Raw genomic sequence first — 18,714 nt, forward strand, 5'->3', positions numbered from 1 at the left:
TGCGTTACAATGTCCGCCAACTCGCGGCTATCACCACGGTCGCGCACGATCCACGAACGATGGGCCGGTCGCCCTGGGCATGCCACGCGGTACGGCGCGGCCTGTGCGTCCGCTAGAAGCTGATGAAACCACTCTCGATCCTGGCGCTGGCCTTGGCTGGCATCCCGGGTGCGGCGCTTGCCGCTCCCGATCTTCCTCAAATCGGCGACGTCCATGCGCCGCTCGCGGTCTCGATGCCGGCGATTCCGGATGGCGGCTGGTTCACGTCCGCCGAACTGGGCGCGATCACGACCTCGGGCAATACCAACGGCACTTCCGTCACGGGCAAGATCGACGCCCGTCACGAGACGGCGCGCTGGAGCCATGAGTTCATCGCCAGCGGCTACTTCAAGGAAGACGAGTACGAGGACGAGTTCGGCGAGCCCGTGAAAAGCCGCTCGGCGCAGCGCTGGGCCACCTCGGCCAAGGCCTCGCTCAAGCTGCTGGGTGACGGCCGCCGCGCTTTCGTGCTGGCTACCCACACCGACGACCGGTTCGGCGCCTATCGCAAGTACTCGACGGTCGGCATCGGTTATGGCTCGCGCTGGTACACGGCGCCCGACAAGACGCTCGACGTCGAGATCGGTCCTGGCTACTCGGTCGGCAAGCGCGACAACGAGGAAGAAGAGCGCGGCATGACGGTGCGCAGCGCGGCCCAGTTCCGCTGGCAGGTCAGCCCATCGGCCTTCTTCGCCCAGACCGTCAGCGTCGAGAAAGGCACCGGCAACACCCACTCGGTGGCCGAAACCTCGCTGAGCACCAAGATCAACGGCAGCATGCAGATGAAGGCGGGCTTCAGCGTCCGCAACGACAGCGACGTCCCGGACGACAAGAAGAACACCGATACCCAGACCTCGCTGACGATGGTCTACTCGTTCTGAGAACGGCGCTGGCGGCCGAGCAGCACCAGCGCCGCCAGGCTCACCAGCGATGCCGCGCTGAGGTAGTATCCCACCTGGGCCAGGCCATACCTGGTGCCCAGCCACAGCGCGATATAGGGCGCCACCGAGGCCCCCAGGATGCTCGCGAGATTGAAGGTCAGTGAAGCACCGGTATAGCGCACCTCGGCCGGGAACAGCTCGGCCAGCAAGGTGCCGAGCGGACCATAGACGAAGCCCACCAGCGACATCCCGAGCACCATGAAGATCCCCACCGGCAGCCAGGCGCCGGCGCCGAACAGCGGTCCGTACAGCAGGCCGAAGCTGCCGATCGCCAGGCTCACCAGCATCAGCGCGGCGCGCCGCCCGACGCGGTCGGCCAGCAGCGCCGACAGGGGGATGGTCAGGGCGAAGAACACGATCGCGAACAACTGCAGCAGCAGGAATTGCTGGCGCGTGAAACCCATCCGGGTCGTGCCCCAGGTGAGCGCGAACACCGTCATCAGGTAGAAGAAGGCGAATCCGCCCATCGCCGCCAGTGCGCCCAGCAGCATCGTGCGGCCATGCTCGCGCAGCACCGTCACCATCGGCATTTTCACCTGGGCGCCGCACGCCTGCACCCGCTGGAAGTCGGGCGTCTCGGTGATCTTCAGGCGGATATACAGGCCGATCGCGACCAGCAAGGCGCTGGCCAGGAACGGCACGCGCCAGCCCCAGCTGAAGAAGGCTTCGTCGCTCATCACCTCTCCCAACAACAGGAAGGTGGCGCCGGACAGGAAGAAGCCGATCGGCGCTCCCAACTGCGGAAACATGCCGTACCAGGCGCGCTTGCCGGGCGGCGCGTTCTCGGTGGCGAGCAGCACCGCCCCGCCCCACTCCCCGCCCAGGCCGAGCCCCTGGCCGAAGCGGCACAGCGCCAGCAGCAGCGGCGCCGCCACCCCGATCTGGGCATAGGTAGGCAAGAGGCCGATGACGATGGTCGAAATGCCCATCGTGAGCAGGGCCGCGACCAGGGTCGACTTGCGGCCGATGCGGTCGCCGAAGTGGCCGAACAGGGCCGAGCCGACCGGACGCGCCAGGAAGGCGATGGCGAAGGTGGCCAGCGACTGCAGGGTCGCCGCGCCGGGATCGCTGGCGGGGAAGAAGAGCTGCGGAAACACCAGCACCGCGGCGGTGGCATAGATGTAGAAGTCGTAGAACTCGATCGTGGTGCCGATCAGGCTGGCGAAGAGGACGGTGCCGGGTTTGCTGGGGGTGTCGTTTGGTGCGGATGCGGCCATGCGGGATCTCCTGGTAGATCCCGCACATACGTTGTGGATTTCATTCCGGATGCTCTCTCTTTTGGCGCCATTCGAGCTCCATGGTGGCGTCGTCGCTCCGCAGCAGCGTGAAGCCCAGTTCGTCGTACAGCCGGCGTGCGGCCAGGTTCCCGGTACGGACACGCAGGTTGAGGCGCTCGCATTCTTCCTGCAGCGCGCGCAGGACGCGGCTGGCAATGCCCTTGCGCCGCGCGGCCAGCGCCACCGACAGGTCCACCACACGCAGCGCGCCGGCCTCCCCGGCCAGCACGACGCGCGCTATCGGGGTCCCTCCCTCGATCACCAGCCAGGTCTCGAGCCCGGAACAACGACGCGCATAATCCTCGACCTGCATGGCGCGCTGATGGCGCGCGATCCCTTCGATGACGCCGCGAGGGACCGGCAGCGCGCCGAGGTCCGGGCGGGAGTCGAGGTAGAGCGCGTCGAGGAAGGCCTCGTCGGCGGACGTCGGAGCCCGCGCCCCGAGGCGTCCGAAGCGGCGCTCCTTCACCGCACGGGCGACGGCACCAGGCCCTTGGCCAGCGCCAGCGCAGCCAGGCTGACGAGCGCCGCGCCGCTCAGGTAGTAACCGACGTATTCCAGCCCGTGATTCGTGGCCAGCCACAGCGCGATATAGGGCGCCACCGACGCGCCCAGGATGCCGGCCAGGTTGAAGGTGAGCGAGGCGCCGGTATAGCGCACCTCGGGCGGGAACATCTCGGCCAGCAAGGTGCCGAGCGGGCCGTAGGTGAAGCCGACCAGGCACATGCCGAGCACCATGAACAGGGTGACCGCGACCCAGCCGCCAGCGCCGAACAGCGGTGCGTACAGCAGGCCGAACACGGCGATCGCACCGCTCACCAGCATCATGGCGGTGCGCCGCCCGCGGCTGTCGGCCAGCAGCGCCGATGGCGGAATCGTGAGCGCGAAGAACACCACCGCGAACAGCTGCAGCACCAGGAATTCCTGGCGCGTATAGCCCAGCTGCGCGGTGCCCCAGCTCAGGGCGAACACCGTCATCAGGTAGAAGATGACGAAGGTCGACAAGGCGGTCAGGGTCCCGAGCACCAGCGCGCGGCGGTGGTCGCGCAGCACGGCCACCATCGGCACCTTGACGCGCGCTTTTTGATCCAGCACCTTCTGGAAGTCGGGCGTTTCGGTGATCTTCAGGCGGATGTACAGGCCCACCGCCACCAGCAAGGCGCTGGCCAGGAAGGGAATCCGCCAGCCCCAGGCGAAGAAGGCGTCATCGCTCATCAGTTCGCCCAGCAGCAGGAACACGCCGCCCGACAGGAAGAAGCCGATCGGTGCCCCCAGTTGCGGAAACATGCCGTACCAGGCGCGCTTGCCCGGCGGCGCGTTCTCGGTGGCGAGCAGCACCGCCCCGCCCCACTCTCCGCCCAGGCCCAGGCCCTGGCCGAAACGGCACAGCGCCAGCAGCAGCGGCGCCGCCACGCCGATCTGGGCATAGGTGGGCAGCATGCCGATCAGGATAGTCGAGATGCCCATCGTGAGCAGGGCCGCGACCAGGGTCGCCTTGCGGCCGATACGGTCGCCGAAGTGGCCGAACACGGCCGATCCGATCGGGCGCGCGAAGAAGGCGATGGCGAAGGTCGCCAGCGACTGCAGCACCGCCGCGCCTGGATCGGCGGCCGGAAAGAACAGGCGCGGAAACACCAGCACCGCGGCGGTGGCATAGATGTAGAAATCGTAGAACTCGATCGTGGTGCCGATCAGGCTTGCAAACAGGACGGTGCGGGGCTTGTTGGCCGCGGGTTGTTCAGCCGCCTCGCTCATGCACCCGCCTGGGCCAGGACCTGGCGCACCGCGTCGGCGTCGACCGGACGCACCACGCGTGCGACTTCCTGGCCGTCCTTGAGCACCACGACCGTCGGCCACAGCTTGATGCGGAACGAGCGCCCCAGCGGGCGGCCGGGGCCGTCCTCGACCTTGATGTGGCGCGCGGCCGGATGGTCGGCCAGGGCCTGCTCGATCAGCGGCTCGGCGGCGCGGCAATAGCCGCACCAGTTTGCGCCGAAGTCGAGGGCGACCAGGCCCGGGGTGGCGTCGATCGTGCTGCGTTCGGGTTGGTTGCTGGCGTAGGGGGCGGTCATGGAGTCTCCTGATGAACGGTATTTATTGCTATTCGAATACCGCAAGCCTACCTCAAAACGCGCCGTCTGGCATGCCGGCGCACCTGGCTGGCGCCGATCTGGCTCCAGCGTGTGGCAGCTAACGGAGTCTCACGCCCGAGGCTGTCACCCTGTGATTCATCGTCTTATAACCCATCTTCTTATCAGGAGCAGATCATGTCGGATGACTTGAACAAACGCGGCCAGCAGGACCGTTCCCGCATCAATATGCACGAAGAGCACGAGGTGCGGTACTGGACCGAGGCGCTGGGCGTGACCCGCGAAGAGTTACAGCGCGCCATCGACCAGGTCGGCGTGAGCGCCAGCGCGGTGCGCGAACACCTCGGCCGCTGAGCGGCTCCCGCCGCATCCCCACTCTTTTGACCCAGACATGGAGCACACGATGGATATACCGAAGCAACAGCAAGAATGGCCTGGCCGCGAATCCGAACTGACCCCGCAAGCCGACCATGGCGAGACCAGCTACCGCGGATCGGGCCGCCTGCAGGACAAGGCCACCGTCATCACTGGCGGCGACAGCGGCATCGGCCGCGCCGTGGCGCTGGCCTTCGCGCGCGAAGGCGCCGACGTCCTGATTTCCTACCTCGACGAGCACGACGATGCGAAAGAAACGGCGCGCCTGGTCGAGGAAGCCGGCCGCCGCGCCATCCTGGTGCCGGGCGACATCGCCGAGCGCGCCCATTGCCGCGCCATCATCGACAAGGCGGTGGCCGAGTTCGGCCGCATCGACGTGCTGGTCAATAACGCCGCGTTCCAGATGTCGCACGACTCGCTCGACGAGATCCCGGACGACGAATGGGACTACACTTTCAAGGTGAACATCACCGCCATGTTCCACTTGTGTAAGGCAGCTGTGAAGCACATGGCGCCCGGCTCCTCGATCATCAACACCACCTCGATCAACTCGGACAATCCCAAGCCCACCCTGCTGGCCTATGCCACCACCAAGGGCGCGATCGCCAACTTCAGCGCCGGCCTGGCCCAGCTGCTGGCCGAAAAAGGCATCCGCGTGAACTCGGTGGCGCCGGGCCCGATCTGGACGCCGCTGATTCCGTCGACGATGCCGCCGGAAGAAGTCGAGAACTTCGGCAGCCAGGTGCCGATGAAGCGCGCCGGCCAGCCGAAAGAGGTGGCGCCGGCCTTCGTGATGCTGGCGTCCGATGAGGCGAGCTATATCTCGGGTGCGCGCATCGCCGTCACGGGCGGCACGCCGATCCTGTAGAAGGCAGCTCAATGGCCGCACTCCTGCGTACCCTCGTCGTCGCCGTCTTCCTGGTGCTGGCATATGGCCTGCTCGAGCCCTATATCGAGCGCGCTCTCTACACCATGCGCCTGGCCGCCATGCCCAAGCCGCTGGCGCTGCCGGTGCCGGTCGAGGGCGTGCGCCAGCGCGCGCTGCGCGACACCTGGGGCGGCGCGCGCAGCGAAGGCCGCAAGCACGAGGGGATCGACATCTTTGCCAAACGCGGCACGCCAGTGGTGTCCAGCACCGAGGGCATCGTGAGCCAGGTGGGCACCAACCGCCTCGGCGGCCTGGTGGTCTGGGTGCTGGGGCCCGGTGGGCAGCGCCACTACTACGCCCACCTGGACAGCTATTCGGACGTTGAACCAGGCATGCGCATCGAGGCCGGCCGGGTGCTGGGCTATGTGGGCGACACGGGCAATGCCAAGGGCACGCCGCCGCACCTGCACTATGGGATCTACGACACCGGCGGCGCGATCAATCCCTATCCGCTGCTGAAGGCCGATCCGGCCCTGATCGAGGCCCCAGCGGCGGCGCCGGCAACGGCCTCGGCTACAACTCCGACGGTGTCGGGAAGCCAGTCGGCGGCGCGCTAGGGGCAGGCGCCGCCTCCAGCGGTTCGATCACCGGTTCGACCGGTTCGACCGGTTCGGGCGGCGGCGCCACCGGCATCACCTCGGGGCCACCTTCCGGCACGATTTCCTGCGCTTCGTCCATGAAGATCTCTTCCGGCTCCTCTTCCACCACGTAGCGGCGCGGCTCCGGCGCGCGCCAGCCGGGCAAGGTGGCCTTGGCGTCCAGACTGCCGCCATCGAAGGCGCCGCGGAAGAAGTCGCCCACCACCAGCGCGGCATTGTGTCCGCCCTGCCCCCAATAGCTGCTGCGGATGGTGACCCGGTTGTCGTTGAAGCCGACCCAGGCCCCAGCGACCAGGTTCGGGTGCATCATGATGAACCAGCCATCCTGGTTGTTCTGGCTGGTGCCGGTCTTGGCCGCCAGGTCGCCGCGGATGCCGAAGCGGTTGCGCACGCCATTGCCGGTGCCGCGGGTGACGACGCCGCGCAGCATGTCGATCAGGGCCTCGGCCGACTCGCGCGACATCGCGCGCTCGGGCTGGCCGACGCCGAAATCGGCGATCACATTACCCTCGCGGTCCTCGATGGTGCGGACAAAAATCGGCTTGTGGTATTCGCCCAGAGCCGCGATGGTGGCATAGCTGCTCACCATCTCTAGCAGGGTGACCGGGCTGGTGCCCAGGGCCAGCGAAGGCACGGCTTCCAGCCGGCTCTGGCGAATACCCAGGCCCTGCGCCAGGCGCACGATGGGCTCGATGCCGACTTCCTGGCTCACCTGGGCGGTGATCGTGTTCTTCGAGAACACCAGGCCGTCGCGCATCGGCATCGAGCGGCCGCTATTGCCGTCCATGTCGGTCGGTTTCCACACCTCGCCGTGGTCGCCCTTGAATTCGAGGACCACGTCGCGGTAGGCCTGGTCGGGCGGAATGCCGCGCTCGAGCGCCGCGCCATAGACGAAGGGCTTGAAGGTCGATCCCGGCTGGCGCGCGGCCTGGGCCACGTGGTCGTACTGGTCGCGCTCGAAATCGCGGCTGCCGACCCAGGCCTTGACCTCGCCGCTGGCCGGGTCGACCGCGACGAAGCCCGCCTCCAGGCGCGACTTGGCGGCCTTGAGCTCATTCATGAAGCCGCGGTCGGCCTTCAGGCGCTTGAGCGCGGCCGCCGGCTCTTCGCCCTCCTCGACCGCGTTGCGGTAGGCGCCGCTCTCGCGCACGAAGGCGTCCAGCGCGCGCGCATTGGTGATCCAGTAGTAGGAGAATGGATCGATGTTGGGGCGGATCGAGGTATAGGTGGCGGTGGCGGTCGAACGGGGGACGTTGGGATTGGCCCATTCGACGTCGGCGATCGCCTGCAGGATGTCGGCCTGGCGCCGCACCGCGCGTTCGGCCGCCGCCTGCAGTTCCGGGTCGAGCGTGGTGCGCACCACCAGGCCGTCGAGCTGCAGGTTGTAGTCGTTCTCGTCGGCCCAGTCGAGCAGCCACTTGCGCACGTGGTGGGTGAAATGGTCGTCCTTGCCGCTGCGGTCCGGCAGCCGCGCGAAGCGCAGGCGCACCGGACGCTTGACCAGCTGCGCATACCGCTTGTCATCGAAGGCGCCGTGCTTGCGCATCTGGCCCAGCACCACGTTGCGGCGCGACAGCGAGCGCTCGGGATTGGCGACGGGGTTGTAATAGTGGGTACCCTTGAGCATGCCGACCAGGGTCGCCGACTCCAGTACGTCGAGCTTCTGCGCCGGCTTGCCGAAGTAGGTGCGCGCCGCCATCTCGATGCCGTAGGCGTTGTACAGGAAAGGCACCGTGTTCAGGTAGGCTTCCAGGATCTGCGTCTTGCTGTAGGTGTTCTCGATCTTGATCGCGGTGATCAGTTCCTTCATCTTGCGGTTGATGCTGCGCGCACGGCCGATCTCTTGCGGAAACATATTGCGCGCCAGCTGCTGGGTGATGGTCGAGCCGCCCTGCGGGTCGCCCTTGATGCTGGCCCAGAGCGCGCCGGCCACGCGCTTGAAGTCGACGCCGTGGTGCTGGTAGAAGCGGTGATCCTCGGTCGAGATCAGCGCCTCGACCACGTGCGGCGACACCTGCGACAGCTTGACGCGTTCCTGCAGGCCCTTTTCGAAGGTGCCTAGCGGGCGGCCGCCGGCGTCCAGGATCACGGTCGGGCGCGAGCGGCTGACCTGTTCCAGGTCGTCGATGCCGGGGGTGAACGGGATCAGGATCAGCAGCCAGGCCAGGATTGCCATCAGGCCGGCCGCCATGCTCCACAGTGCGATCAGGGCCAGCTTGACCGGCAGCGGCCGGCCGTGCAGGCGCGACTGAGCGCCGGATTTGAGCGCGCCAGCCCGGGTCGAGGCGCCGGCGAGCAGGCGCCGGGAGACCTGCTTGATGCGTTGCTGCACGGTTGGCGCGGTGTCCGCGGTGTCCGTGTTCTCGTTGTCCTGTTGTTGGTCCACTCGCTCTACCTGCCCTGATCAAAGTAACAATGTGGCGCAAGTATAGCCGACCGTGACGGCCGCCACGGCACGGGATGGGATGTGCAGCATGTCAGGCGGTGCTAGCCGCCGGCTCCACCCGCCCGGCGCGCAGCAGCGCCTCGACCCGTGTGGCCGTCTGCGGACGGCTGTAGACGTGGCCCTGCACTTCGTCGCAGCCGCAGCCGCGCAGGTAGTCGAGCTGCTCGATCGTCTCGACCCCTTCGGCGATCACCTGCATGCGCAGGCCGTGGGCCAGCGAGATGATGGCGTCGACCAGTGCCGCGCCGTCCGGGTTGCCCACGATGTCCTGCACGAAGGAGCGGTCGATCTTGAGCACGTCGACGGGCAGGCGCTTGAGGTATTGCAGGCTTGAGTATCCAGTACCGAAGTCGTCGATGGACAGCTTGACACCCATGCGCTTCAGGCATTCCATGGTGCGGATGGCGGCGTCCGCGTCGGCCATCATCATGCTCTCGGTGAGCTCGATCTCGAGCGAGCCCGGCGCCAGGCCGGTCTCGCGCAGCACCTGGGCTACGGTGTCGACCAGGTCGGGCTCGGCGAACTGGCGCGCCGACAGGTTGACCGCGATGCGCAGCGGCCCCAGGCCGGCGCGCTGCCAGCGCCGATTCTGGCGGCAGGCGGTGCGCAGCACCCAGGCGCCGATCGGGACGATCAGGCCGGTCTCTTCGGCCAGCGCGATGAAGCGGTCGGGCCGCACCGTACCCAGCAAGGGATGGCGCCAGCGGATCAACGCCTCGTTGCCGACCACGCAGCCGGTGGCCAGGTCGACCTGCGGCTGGAAATGCAGCTCGAACTGGTCGTCCTGCAGCGCATGGCGCAGCGCGCTCTCCAGGGCCAGGCGGTCGAAGGCCTGGGCATTCATGTGCGGCGCATAGAACTGCACGCCGTTGCGGCCGATGGACTTGGCGCGGTACATCGCGATCTCGGCGTGCTTGACCAGGTTGTCGGCGTCCAGCCCGTCGGCCGGGAATGCGGCCACGCCGGCGCTGCAGCTGAGCACCAGGCGCTGGCCGGCCAGGTGGATCGGTTCGGCGACCGCCTCGCGCACCTGCTGGATGCGGGCCGCGGCCTGGCGTTCGTCGGCCACGCCGACCAGTACCAGTACGAAGTCGTCGCCGCCGACCCGGGCCGCGGTGTCCACCGGCCGCAGTGCACCGTTGATACGTGCGGCCAGCATGCGCAGCGCCTCGTCGCCGGCGCGCCGGCCGAGTGTGTCGTTGATCAGCTTGAAGTGGTCGAAATCGAGCAGCACGGTCCATACCGGCATGCCGCCGGCATTGGCGATGGCGCGCTCGATACGGTCGGACAGCAAGGACCGGTTGGCCAGCCCCGTGAGCGTGTCGTAGTGGGCATGGCGTTCGAGTTCGGCCTCGTAGCGCTTGGCGGTGGTGACGTCGTAGACGGTGACCACGAAATGCCCGGCCTTGCCGTCGGCGCGGCGCACCGGCGCCACGTAGACGTCGCTGATCAGCTCCACTCCGTCGCGGGTGTGGGCCGTGACCAGGGCGTGCTCCTCGCGCTGCCCGTGCAGGGCGCGGCGCAGCTCTTCCACTGCCGGCTGGTCGGCATCCAGGCCGGCGAGCAGCTTGAGGGGCTGGCCGGCCAGCTCGCGCGCCGGATAGCCGAAGGTGCGTTCGCAGGCCGGGTTGGCGTATTCGATCGGGTAGCCCGGCTGCTCGGCGTCGACCAGCAGGATTGGATTGGCGCTCGCTTCCATCGCGCGTTCGTACAGCCGCAGCGAGCCGGTAGCGCGCTCAAGGGCCGCGGTGCGCTGCTCGACCAGGGCCTCGATGCGGCGCGTGCGCGCCACCCGCTGCTGCACCAGGCCGGCGGCGGCGAAACTCAGGATCAGCCCCAGCACCATCGCCACAAGCTCGGCCATGTGGGCGCCCAGGGCCGGCGGCTGTTCCTCGACCACTACCTGCCACGGACTGCCGGCAATCTCGAACTCTTCCACGTGGCGCAGGTTCATGCCGTCCAGCAGGCGCTCCCACCAGCCCTCGGGTTTGGCCAGGCTGCCGTGCTGGTAGGCGGTGACCACGTTGCCGAGGGCGTCGGGGCCGCGCAGCGACAGCGCGAAAGTGTCGTCGTCGAGCAGGCGCACCGCCTCCAGGGTGCCGCCCACCAGCTGGGCGACGTCGATCACCACCTCGGTGGCGCCGACCACGGCCGCGCGCCGCTCCGGGGTCGCCAAAGGCTGGGTGCCGGGCCGGTAGACCGGCAGGATGATCAGGATCCCGTGGCGGGCGCCACCACCCTGCAGCAGGGTGATAATGGGACTGGCGGCCGGCTCGCCGGTGTCGATCGCCCGCTGGGTATCGACCCGCTGCGGCGGGTTGGACCAGGCATCGTAGCCGAAAGCCACCTCATTGCCGACGATCGGCGCCACGTAGTCGTTGACCAGGTAGCGCCAGCGCACGCCGGCCCGGGTGAGGGCCGGCTCGCCGGTCTTGATGCGTTCACGGATCTCGAAGCCCGGCCAGAACGCGCGCCGCCGGGCCTCGAAGGCGGCGCGTTCGGCGTCGCCCACGAAGCGCTGGAAGATCATCGCCTGCATATAGCCGTGGCGCGCCACCAGCGGCTGGGCGAAGGCGTCGAACTCTGCGCGCGTGATGTCGCTCGAGGCGCGGAAGAACAGGTTGACGGCGCGCGCGGCGTCGGTGGCCTCGGCGAAGGCGCGGGTCACGGCCGCGACCCGCACCACGGCGCGCTGGTCGAACTCGGCCTGGGCGCGGTCGTATTCCATCTTGCGCACCGCGCCGCACAGCAGCGAGGTGAGCACGAGGCCGAGCAGACAGGTGCCCACCGCGGCCCGGGACAGGCCGCGCTCCGGGACACCAGGGCTGGCGGATGCGCTTCGCATGAATCGATGCTAGCGCAGAACGGAGCGTTCGGGGGACTTTCGCATGCCAAGAAAAAGCGCGCTGCCCGGCCCCGCTTTGCGAGCTGTTGCATTATCATCTCGCCCATGTCCTCCGAAGCCCCACCCGCACCGTTGATCCTGCCAGCAGACGCCCCGCCCCAGCGCGTGCTGCGCCAGTTTCGTATCGTCTTCAATGCCGTCAAGACACATTTTCGCCAGCTCGAGCGCGACTCGGGCCTGGGCGGGGCCCAGGTCTGGGCGCTGTCGGTGATCGAGAGCCAGCCCGGCATCGGCGCCACCAGCCTGGGGCGCGCCATGGACATCCACCAGTCGACCGCCAGCAACCTGGTGCGTGGCCTGGTCGAGCGTGGCTACGTGGCGGCGGCGCGCGAAGGCGCGGACCGGCGCAACGTCGCACTGCGTGTCTTGCCAGCCGGCCAGGAAGTGCTGCGCCGGGTTCCCGGGCCGGCGGCCGGTGTCTTGCCCAGCGCACTGGGCACGCTGGATGAAGCCACCCTGCTACGCCTGGAACAGGACTTGGCAACGCTGATCGCCCGCCTGGATGCGGATGAGTCGGCAGGCAAGATCCCTCTGAGCCACTCCTGAGGTTTACACCTCGCCGCGGAATTTCCCCAGGGCGAGATTTACCATCGCCTCCACACTGCCCTCGTGTTCGTGCACGATGCGCAGCTGTTCGGCATCGCCGACTGCCTTCGTCACATGGGACAGATGGGTCAGCGCGGCGCCCGAGCCGAGCCGCTCGGCATGCGGCGCGATACGCGCCAGGGTGGCCAGGATATCGTCGCGCAGGCTGACTTGCTGGTGTTCCTGCGGCAGCACGATATTGCCATCGAGACCGAAGCGGCAGGCCTGGAAACGGTTGTAGTTGTAGACCAGGTAATCGTCTTCCCGCGGCGGCGCTTCGTTGCCCGCCAGCAGATAGCTACACAGAGCCTGCAGGTAGGCCGCCAGCGCTGCGGCGTGCTCGACCGTGAGCGGGGTGTCGCAGACGCGCAGCTCGATGGTGCCGTATTCGGGCTTGGGGCGCAAATCCCAATAAAAGTCCTTCATGCTGCGCACGATGCCGGTGTCTTCCATGCGCTTGAAGTAATCGCGCTCGAAGTCTTCCCATTTCAGCAGGAACGGCGCGCGGCCCGACAGCGGGAAGGCGAACACCGAATTTAGGCGCGAGGAATGGAACTGGGTGTCGCTGCCCTGCAGGAAGGGCGACGAAGCCGACAGCGCAATGAAGTGCGGGATGTAGCGGTTCAGTGCATGCAGCAGGTACAGGGCATTGTCGCCGCTGCCGCAGCCGATGTGCACGTGCTGGCCGAATACGGTGAACTGCTTGGCCAGATAGCCGTACAGCGCCGACACCTCGCGAAAACGCGGCTTTTCATAGATGCGGCGCTCGGTCCACTGCTGGAACGGATGGGTGCCGCCGCCGCACACGCCCACGTTCAGGCGGTCGCCGGCGCGCAGCAGGGTGTCGCGGATCAGGCGTAGCTCGTCCACCAGCGGCGCGTAGCCGGTATGGATGCTGCTGTTAATCTCGATCATGCTCTCGGTGATCTCGGGCGTGACGGCGCCGGGGAAAGGCGCGCGCGCCAGCAGATCGAGCATGTCCGGCGAGGCCGGGGCCAAGTCGAAATCCGACAGGCCGACGAGCTGCAACTCCAGCTCGACGCCCATGGTCAGCGGTTCCGAGCGCGAAAACTCAGGCAGCGGCATCCTTGTCCTCCTTGACGACATTCTTGTATTTGGCTAAACCCGACTCGCGCGCGCCGGTCAGCGCGATCTGGGTCAGGATCGGCGCCAGCACTTCCAGGATCATGGCCATCGCGGCCAATGGCGCCAGGGGTGTGAGGGTGTCGAACAGGTCGACGCCCGAGCGCCGGGTCTGCTCGATCAGGATGATGGCAAACACCGTCAGCGGCATGATCGCAACACCAGTCAGGGCGCCCTTGCGCGCCGAGATGCCCGACACCCGCGCGGTGGCGGTGCACACCGCTACTTTCACCAAGGCGCGCACCAGCAGCAGCAACAGGCCGAGCATCAGGCCTTCGGCGGTCGGCTGCCAGGCGATGGTGGTGGCCACGAAGAAGAACAGCAGCACGGTGAGCAGGTCGCCCAGGGCGCCGAAGTTGCGTTGAGCCGGGCTCAGGGTGACGCGGCGGTGGCGCGCCACCAGGCCGAAGGTCAGCGCTGCCAGCACCGGCGACAGTTTCAGGACGTGGGTGATCGCCACCAGCAGGAACACGAAGACCGCGAACGTCAGGGTGGAATTGGAGCGCACATGGCTGGCCACGCGCTGCCACAGCGGCAGCAGCCAGCCCAGCGCAGCGCCCAGGCCGCTCGATGCCGCCAGCACCACCAGGCCGGTCCAGCTGGCGTGGACCACGTCGCCCGAGGTCTGGAATACGCCGAAACCCACCGTCACGTTGAACACGAACACGGCCAGCACGCAGTTCAGGGCAGTCAGGTGCATGGCGCGTTCGGTCACCTGGCCGCCGCCGCCCTGCTCGTTGACGATGCGCAGCAGGCCGGCCGGCGAGCTGGCCATGGCCAGGGCCGCCAGCAGGCAGGCCGGCAGGACGTCGAGGCCGCAGATGCGCGAGACGTAATACACCGCGGCCCAGGTCAGGCCGGCTTCGAGCACGGAGGTGAGCAGAAGCCAGGGATTGGTGCGCAGCCAGCGCAGGTTGATGCGGTAGCCGAGCTCGAACAGCATCAGGCCGAATCCAAGGTTAGCCAGCATCATGAAGTTGTCGGCCTGGGCCGGCGGCAGATAGCCGCTCGACAGGTTGCCGAACACGAAGCCGCACAAGCCATAGATGGAGATGCGCGGCACGTTGGCCCAGCGGTACAGTAGCTCGCCGGTCATCCAGGCCAGCGTCAGCGCCAGCGGCCAGGCCAGCGCATGCGTGAGTGAAAGCAGCTCGCTCATCCAATTCTCCGGTGGGACGCGCCGATCGGCGGCAGGGAGCCGCGCAGGCACGATGGTCCGATTCGGCGCGGGGAGCACCAGACGCGGCAGATGGGGGAAACGCTACGCCGCGTGTCGAAAAATGCCCCCCGACGGATGCGGGGGGCGAAAAGAAACGGGGTGAGCCGCCTCATCGCTGATCGGGGCAACCGGACGCTGCCGGTTGCCACCCAGCTATACTGCACGAAAAATATAATCGTGGCAACCCTATTTGTGCGAATGTACAGACAGGCAATAGCTCACCCTACCCGTCCGTCATGAGGGAAATTCGTGTTCCCGACCGTCTATTGGTCAGCAGTGCGCACTATACGTGCTCGAAAATATTAGCATGTATGAAACACATGGAGGCGCTTTGGACTCGATACCGGGATGGCTGCAGGCAGGTGGCTGGGGATTGATGGCGGGCGCCGCCCTGCTCCTGGGCGCCTTCATCGGCGTGCGTTTCAAGGTTCCGCAGCGCTTGGTGGCGGCCATCATGGCCTTCGGCAGCGGGGTCCTGATCTCGGCGCTGTCGTTCGAACTCATGGACGAGGCGATCGACACCGGCGGCTTCGCCTCGACCGCGACCGGCTTCCTGCTCGGGGCCCTGTTCTACACGGTTGCCAACTGGTGGCTGGGGCACAAGGGAGCGCGCCACCGCAAGCGTGCCGGGCCACGCCCAGCGGCAGCGGCAAAGGACGCCAGCGGCGCGGCGCTGGCGGTCGGCGCCCTGCTCGACGGGATCCCGGAATCGATCGTGATCGGCCTGTCGCTATTGAAAGGCGAAGGGGTCAGCGTGGCGGTGGTGGCGGCGGTGTTCCTGTCCAACCTGCCCGAGGGCCTGTCCAGTGCGGCCGGGATGCGGCATGCCGGCCGCTCGCCGGCCCACATCTACGGTGTCTGGAGCGGCATCGCCGTGGCATCCGGGCTCGCTGCCCTGCTCGGCTATACGGTATTCCACCGCTTTCCTCCCGAGATGCTGGCGGCGACCACGGCGGTAGCCGCGGGCGGCGTGCTGGCGATGGTGGTCGACACCATGATCCCGGAGGCCTTCGACGAAACCCACGACTTCGCCGGGCTGATCGTGGCCGCCGGATTCCTGGCCGCTTTCGCGCTCAGCAAGCTCGGCAGCTAACACGGCTGCTGTCGGGAAATTTTACATTCTTCCGCGTATTTACTCGAAGTATTATATGCAAGTCATTGATTAATATAAAAATATCAATCAGGCACGCTTCCTGCTTAGTGTTGTATCGGTGACATCATTGTGATGTTTGCGAAAATCAACCAGAGAGATGGAGCAACACGTGAAATTGGTAAAAAACCTGATGAAAGCGGCCCTGGCCACCGCCCTGCTGTCGGCCGGCGTTGCCAACGCAGCCCTGTACGAATTCAAGCTCAGCGGAGACTACACCGCAAGCTGGCAGCTGGACACCGATCGCGATCCGGACAGCTCCGACAACAACGGGGGCCTGACTTTCGCCGAGGTGGCGGGCAATTTCGCGGGCTATGATGCCCTGGACATCACGTTCTTCAATTCGGCGATCAGCGGCGGCCTGCAGCTGTACGACTTCTACACCGACCGTTATGTGCTGACCGCGAATGGCCCGCAGCTGTACACCGGCAAGGAATCGCGCCATGAGTTCACCCTCGGCACCTTCTCGCTCACCGAATACGCTGGCTTTGGCAACTACGTCCTGACCATCAGCGACCTCGATGCCCTGCCGGATCCGGTCGAAGTGCCGGAGCCGGCCAGCGCCGCGCTGCTGGCCGCCGGCCTGGGCCTGCTGGCTGCCCGTCGCCGCAAGAACGTCAAATAAGCGACGTCAAATAGACGCTATCAGGGACGTGGCTGGCCTTGCCCAGCCTGCGTCCCGCCCTGCGTGGCCAGGTAGGCCACGATGTCCCCCGCCTGACGATCGCTCAGGAAGCTCATGAAGCGCATCTTGTTTCCCGGGATGACCCTTTCCGAATCGCGGATAAAGGCCGTCAGATTCGCTTCGTCCCACACCAGCGTCGACGCCTTGAGCGCCGGAGAATATGCGTAGCCGGGCACGCTGCCCGCTTCACGTCCCAGCACGCCGTTCAGATGCGGCCCGAAGATATGGCCGGCCTTCGGCCCAAGCTCATGACAGCCGGCGCAGCGCGCGAACAGCTTGCGTCCAGCCTCGATCCGGGCCGGCGACGCTGCCTCGGACACTTGCCCCACGGCCGCCGTGTCGGTGCGACCGCAGCCGGCCAGGGCGAGCAACAGCAGGAATGCCTGTAGCGTTGGCGCCGTCCGCATCTATTTCACCCGCTGCTTTTCGAGCTTGCGCGCCAGCGTGCGGCGGTGCATGCCCAGCCGCCGCGCCGCCTCCGAAATATTGAAATCGGTCTCGGCCAGCACGGCGTGGATGCGCTCCCATTCCAGGGTCTTGATCGAGGTCGAGCGGTTGGTCACCTCGACGTCGGTGCTGCCGGCGATGTGGCCGAAGGCGGCCTCGATATCGTCGGCGTCCGATGGCTTGGCCAGGTATTGCACGGCGCCCAGCTTGATCGCCTCGACCGCGGTGGCGATGCTGGCAAAGCCAGTCAGCACCACGATCAGCATATCCGGGTCGTGCTCGTGCAGCAGCTGCACGCAAGCCAGCCCCGAGGTATTGCCCTTGAGTTTCAGGTCGACCACGGCATAGCCGGGATTGTGCTGGGCCAGCAGGGCTTGCGCCTCGTCGTGGCCGGTGGCCCCCAGTACGCGGTAGCCGCGCCGCTCGAAAGAGCGGGAGAGGGTGCGGGCGAAGGCTTCGTCGTCTTCGATAATGAGCAGCAGCGGCTCAGGATTCTGCATTGTCTATTTCCTCTTCCAGTTCGATGGCGGCCAGCGGCAGGCGCACGGACACCTCGGCCCCGCCGTCCTCGTCCTGGCGGCGGTTGCGCGCCGTGACGGTGCCGCCGAGCTTGCGCACGACGTTCACCGCCAGGAACAGCCCCAGCCCGCCGCCGGGCTTGCCCTTGGTCGAGTGATAGGGCTTGCCAAAATGGGCCAGCATGCTGGGCGCGAAGCCGGGGCCGCGGTCGAACACGGTCAGCACCAGGGTGCGCTCGTCGATGTGGGCGTCCATATAGACCCAGTCGGGCGAGGCCTCGAGCGCGTTGTCGAGCAGGTTGTCGATCGTCTGGCGCAGCGCCGAGTCGCTCGCCACCGGCAGGTCCTCGGCGATGCGGTTATTGTAGATGAAGGTGCGCACCGGACGGCTGGCTTCCCAGCCTTCGGCGAGCTCATTGAGGAAGCGGCTGACGGTGGTGCGCTCGGCCGACTCGCCGCGCGCTTCGCCGGCCGACAGCAGGATGCCGCTGACGATGGCCTTGCAGCGCTTGAGCTGGGTCTGCATCTCGGTCAGTTCGCCCAGCATCTCGGGATTGTTGCGAAACTCGGGCATGCGCTTCCAGTCGCCCAGGATCACCGAGACCGTCGACAGCGGCGTGCCCAGCTCGTGGGCGGCGCCGCTGGCAAGAAGGCCCATGCGCACGATGTGCTCTTCTTCGGCCGCGCGCTGGCGCAGCGCGGCCAGCTGGGTCGCCTTGTCGCGCACGTTGTCCGAAATGCGCGAGATGAACATCACCAACAGCGCCGCATTGAGCGCGAAGCAGACCAGCAGGCCCTGCACGTACAGGCTGCCGATGCCGCGCGCATGGTCGAACGGCAGCGCGAGGGGCTGGGCGTAGATGGCCAGGCCGGCCATGCAGGCGATCGTGACCAGCACGATGCTCCAGGTCCACAGCACGTCGAGCAGCACGGCCGAGACGATCACCTGCAGCAGGTACAGGAAGGCGAAGGGATTGGTGGTGCCGCCCGACAGGTAGAGCAGCACGGTGAGGCTGGAGACGTCGACCAGGATCGCCAGGAACATCTCGCCATTGGAGACCGGGCGCCGTTCGTGCCAGCGCAGGTGGCTGGCGACGTTGAAGGCGATCAGGCAGGCCAGCACCTGCAGCATGTGCACCAGCGGCAGCTCGATCCGGAAGATCATGATGGCCGAGGCGATGGTGGTGATCTGGCCGATGACGGCGATCCAGCGCAGCTCGATCAGCTGCAGCATATTCTTGTGGCCGGCCGCGAACTCGACGTTGGCGGCGGCGGCCGACGGCGACGAGCGCGCCGCCCTGGCAAAGAAATCCAGCGGAGATTGCATCGGAATCCGTGTTGTCTGTCCTGCGGCCAGCGCGCATGGC

General features: G+C 67.1%; 18 protein-coding genes. 7 read left to right on the forward strand and 11 right to left on the reverse strand.

Translation table 11 applies throughout. The features are described from left to right. Positions 1-122: 122 nt before the first annotated feature. Positions 123-920: a DUF481 domain-containing protein gene (locus tag FVD38_RS14285; RefSeq protein WP_147935423.1), complete on the forward strand. Its 798-nt coding sequence runs from the start codon at positions 123-125 to the stop codon at positions 918-920. Here the strand turns inward: FVD38_RS14285 and FVD38_RS14290 are convergent. The 4 genes from FVD38_RS14290 to FVD38_RS14305 form a co-directional block, all read right to left on the reverse strand. After that, on the reverse strand, positions 908-2,197 hold the full coding sequence (locus tag FVD38_RS14290; protein ID WP_147935424.1) for an MFS transporter: 1,290 nt from the start codon (positions 2,195-2,197) through the stop codon (positions 908-910). The genes FVD38_RS14285 and FVD38_RS14290 overlap by 13 nt on opposite strands. A 40-nt stretch (positions 2,198-2,237) precedes the next feature. Next, a complete protein-coding gene (locus FVD38_RS27315; protein WP_147935425.1) occupies positions 2,238-2,570 on the reverse strand; it encodes a GNAT family N-acetyltransferase in 333 nt (110 codons plus the stop codon). Between the two features lie 152 nt (positions 2,571-2,722). Further along, the gene (locus tag FVD38_RS14300; protein ID WP_147935426.1) at positions 2,723-4,012 is read right to left on the reverse strand and encodes an MFS transporter; all 1,290 of its coding nucleotides are present in this window, start codon (positions 4,010-4,012) and stop codon (positions 2,723-2,725) included. Then, entirely contained in the window at positions 4,009-4,329 is a 321-nt protein-coding gene (locus FVD38_RS14305) for a thioredoxin family protein (RefSeq protein ID WP_147935427.1), read from the reverse strand. Before FVD38_RS14305 ends, FVD38_RS14300 begins: the two co-directional genes overlap by 4 nt. A 195-nt stretch (positions 4,330-4,524) precedes the next feature. Between FVD38_RS14305 and FVD38_RS14310 the strand changes: the two genes are divergently transcribed. Genes FVD38_RS14310 through FVD38_RS14320 form a run of 3 tightly spaced genes read left to right on the forward strand, consistent with a single transcriptional unit; the run spans position 4,525 to position 6,207 of the window. Then, entirely contained in the window at positions 4,525-4,701 is a 177-nt protein-coding gene (locus FVD38_RS14310; RefSeq protein WP_147935428.1) for a DUF3606 domain-containing protein, read from the forward strand. 49 nt (positions 4,702-4,750) lie between these two features. Next, positions 4,751-5,590 carry a glucose 1-dehydrogenase gene (locus FVD38_RS14315; RefSeq protein WP_147935429.1) on the forward strand — a complete coding sequence of 280 codons (840 nt, stop codon included), beginning with the start codon at positions 4,751-4,753 and terminating at the stop codon, positions 5,588-5,590. A gap of 11 nt (positions 5,591-5,601) precedes the next feature. Continuing rightward, a complete protein-coding gene (locus FVD38_RS14320; protein ID WP_147935430.1) occupies positions 5,602-6,207 on the forward strand; it encodes a M23 family metallopeptidase in 606 nt (201 codons plus the stop codon). Here the strand turns inward: FVD38_RS14320 and FVD38_RS14325 are convergent. Next, on the reverse strand, positions 6,164-8,635 hold the full coding sequence (locus tag FVD38_RS14325; RefSeq protein ID WP_147935431.1) for a penicillin-binding protein 1A: 2,472 nt from the start codon (positions 8,633-8,635) through the stop codon (positions 6,164-6,166). The two genes, FVD38_RS14320 and FVD38_RS14325, sit on opposite strands and share 44 nt — an antisense overlap. A 91-nt stretch (positions 8,636-8,726) precedes the next feature. Beyond that, entirely contained in the window at positions 8,727-11,540 is a 2,814-nt protein-coding gene (locus tag FVD38_RS14330) for a bifunctional diguanylate cyclase/phosphodiesterase (protein ID WP_147935432.1), read from the reverse strand. A gap of 105 nt (positions 11,541-11,645) precedes the next feature. On the opposite strand from FVD38_RS14330, the gene FVD38_RS14335 reads away from it, so the two are divergent. After that, positions 11,646-12,146, forward strand: a complete 501-nt coding sequence (locus FVD38_RS14335; protein WP_147935433.1) for a MarR family winged helix-turn-helix transcriptional regulator — start codon at positions 11,646-11,648, stop codon at positions 12,144-12,146. Positions 12,147-12,149: 3 nt separating this feature from the next. On the opposite strand, the gene FVD38_RS14340 is transcribed toward FVD38_RS14335, so the two are convergent. Together FVD38_RS14340 and FVD38_RS14345 are read right to left on the reverse strand one after the other, a co-directional pair. Further along, complete coding sequence (locus FVD38_RS14340; protein WP_147935434.1) at positions 12,150-13,271, reverse strand: YbdK family carboxylate-amine ligase; 1,122 nt, start codon at positions 13,269-13,271, stop codon at positions 12,150-12,152. Then, a complete protein-coding gene (locus tag FVD38_RS14345; protein ID WP_147935435.1) occupies positions 13,258-14,487 on the reverse strand; it encodes a cation:proton antiporter in 1,230 nt (409 codons plus the stop codon). Before FVD38_RS14345 ends, FVD38_RS14340 begins: the two co-directional genes overlap by 14 nt. A 391-nt stretch (positions 14,488-14,878) precedes the next feature. On the opposite strand from FVD38_RS14345, the gene FVD38_RS14350 reads away from it, so the two are divergent. Then, a complete protein-coding gene (locus FVD38_RS14350; RefSeq protein ID WP_147935436.1) occupies positions 14,879-15,640 on the forward strand; it encodes a ZIP family metal transporter in 762 nt (253 codons plus the stop codon). Between the two features lie 169 nt (positions 15,641-15,809). After that, positions 15,810-16,322, forward strand: coding sequence for a PEP-CTERM sorting domain-containing protein (locus FVD38_RS14355; protein WP_187271596.1), 513 nt, complete (start codon positions 15,810-15,812; stop codon positions 16,320-16,322). A gap of 20 nt (positions 16,323-16,342) precedes the next feature. On the opposite strand, the gene FVD38_RS14360 is transcribed toward FVD38_RS14355, so the two are convergent. From FVD38_RS14360 to FVD38_RS14370, 3 genes are read right to left on the reverse strand one after another with little or no spacing between them, the layout of a single operon-like run. After that, positions 16,343-16,789, reverse strand: a complete 447-nt coding sequence (locus FVD38_RS14360) for a c-type cytochrome (RefSeq protein WP_147935438.1) — start codon at positions 16,787-16,789, stop codon at positions 16,343-16,345. Continuing rightward, positions 16,790-17,329: a response regulator transcription factor gene (locus tag FVD38_RS14365; RefSeq protein ID WP_123071367.1), complete on the reverse strand. Its 540-nt coding sequence runs from the start codon at positions 17,327-17,329 to the stop codon at positions 16,790-16,792. Next, positions 17,316-18,674: an ATP-binding protein gene (locus FVD38_RS14370; protein ID WP_147935439.1), complete on the reverse strand. Its 1,359-nt coding sequence runs from the start codon at positions 18,672-18,674 to the stop codon at positions 17,316-17,318. Before FVD38_RS14370 ends, FVD38_RS14365 begins: the two co-directional genes overlap by 14 nt. Positions 18,675-18,714 lie beyond the last annotated feature (40 nt).

Origin of the sequence: Massilia arenae (assembly GCF_008014745.1) — a bacterium.
In the GTDB taxonomy this organism is placed as follows: Bacteria; Pseudomonadota; Gammaproteobacteria; order Burkholderiales; family Burkholderiaceae_D; genus Telluria; species Telluria arenae.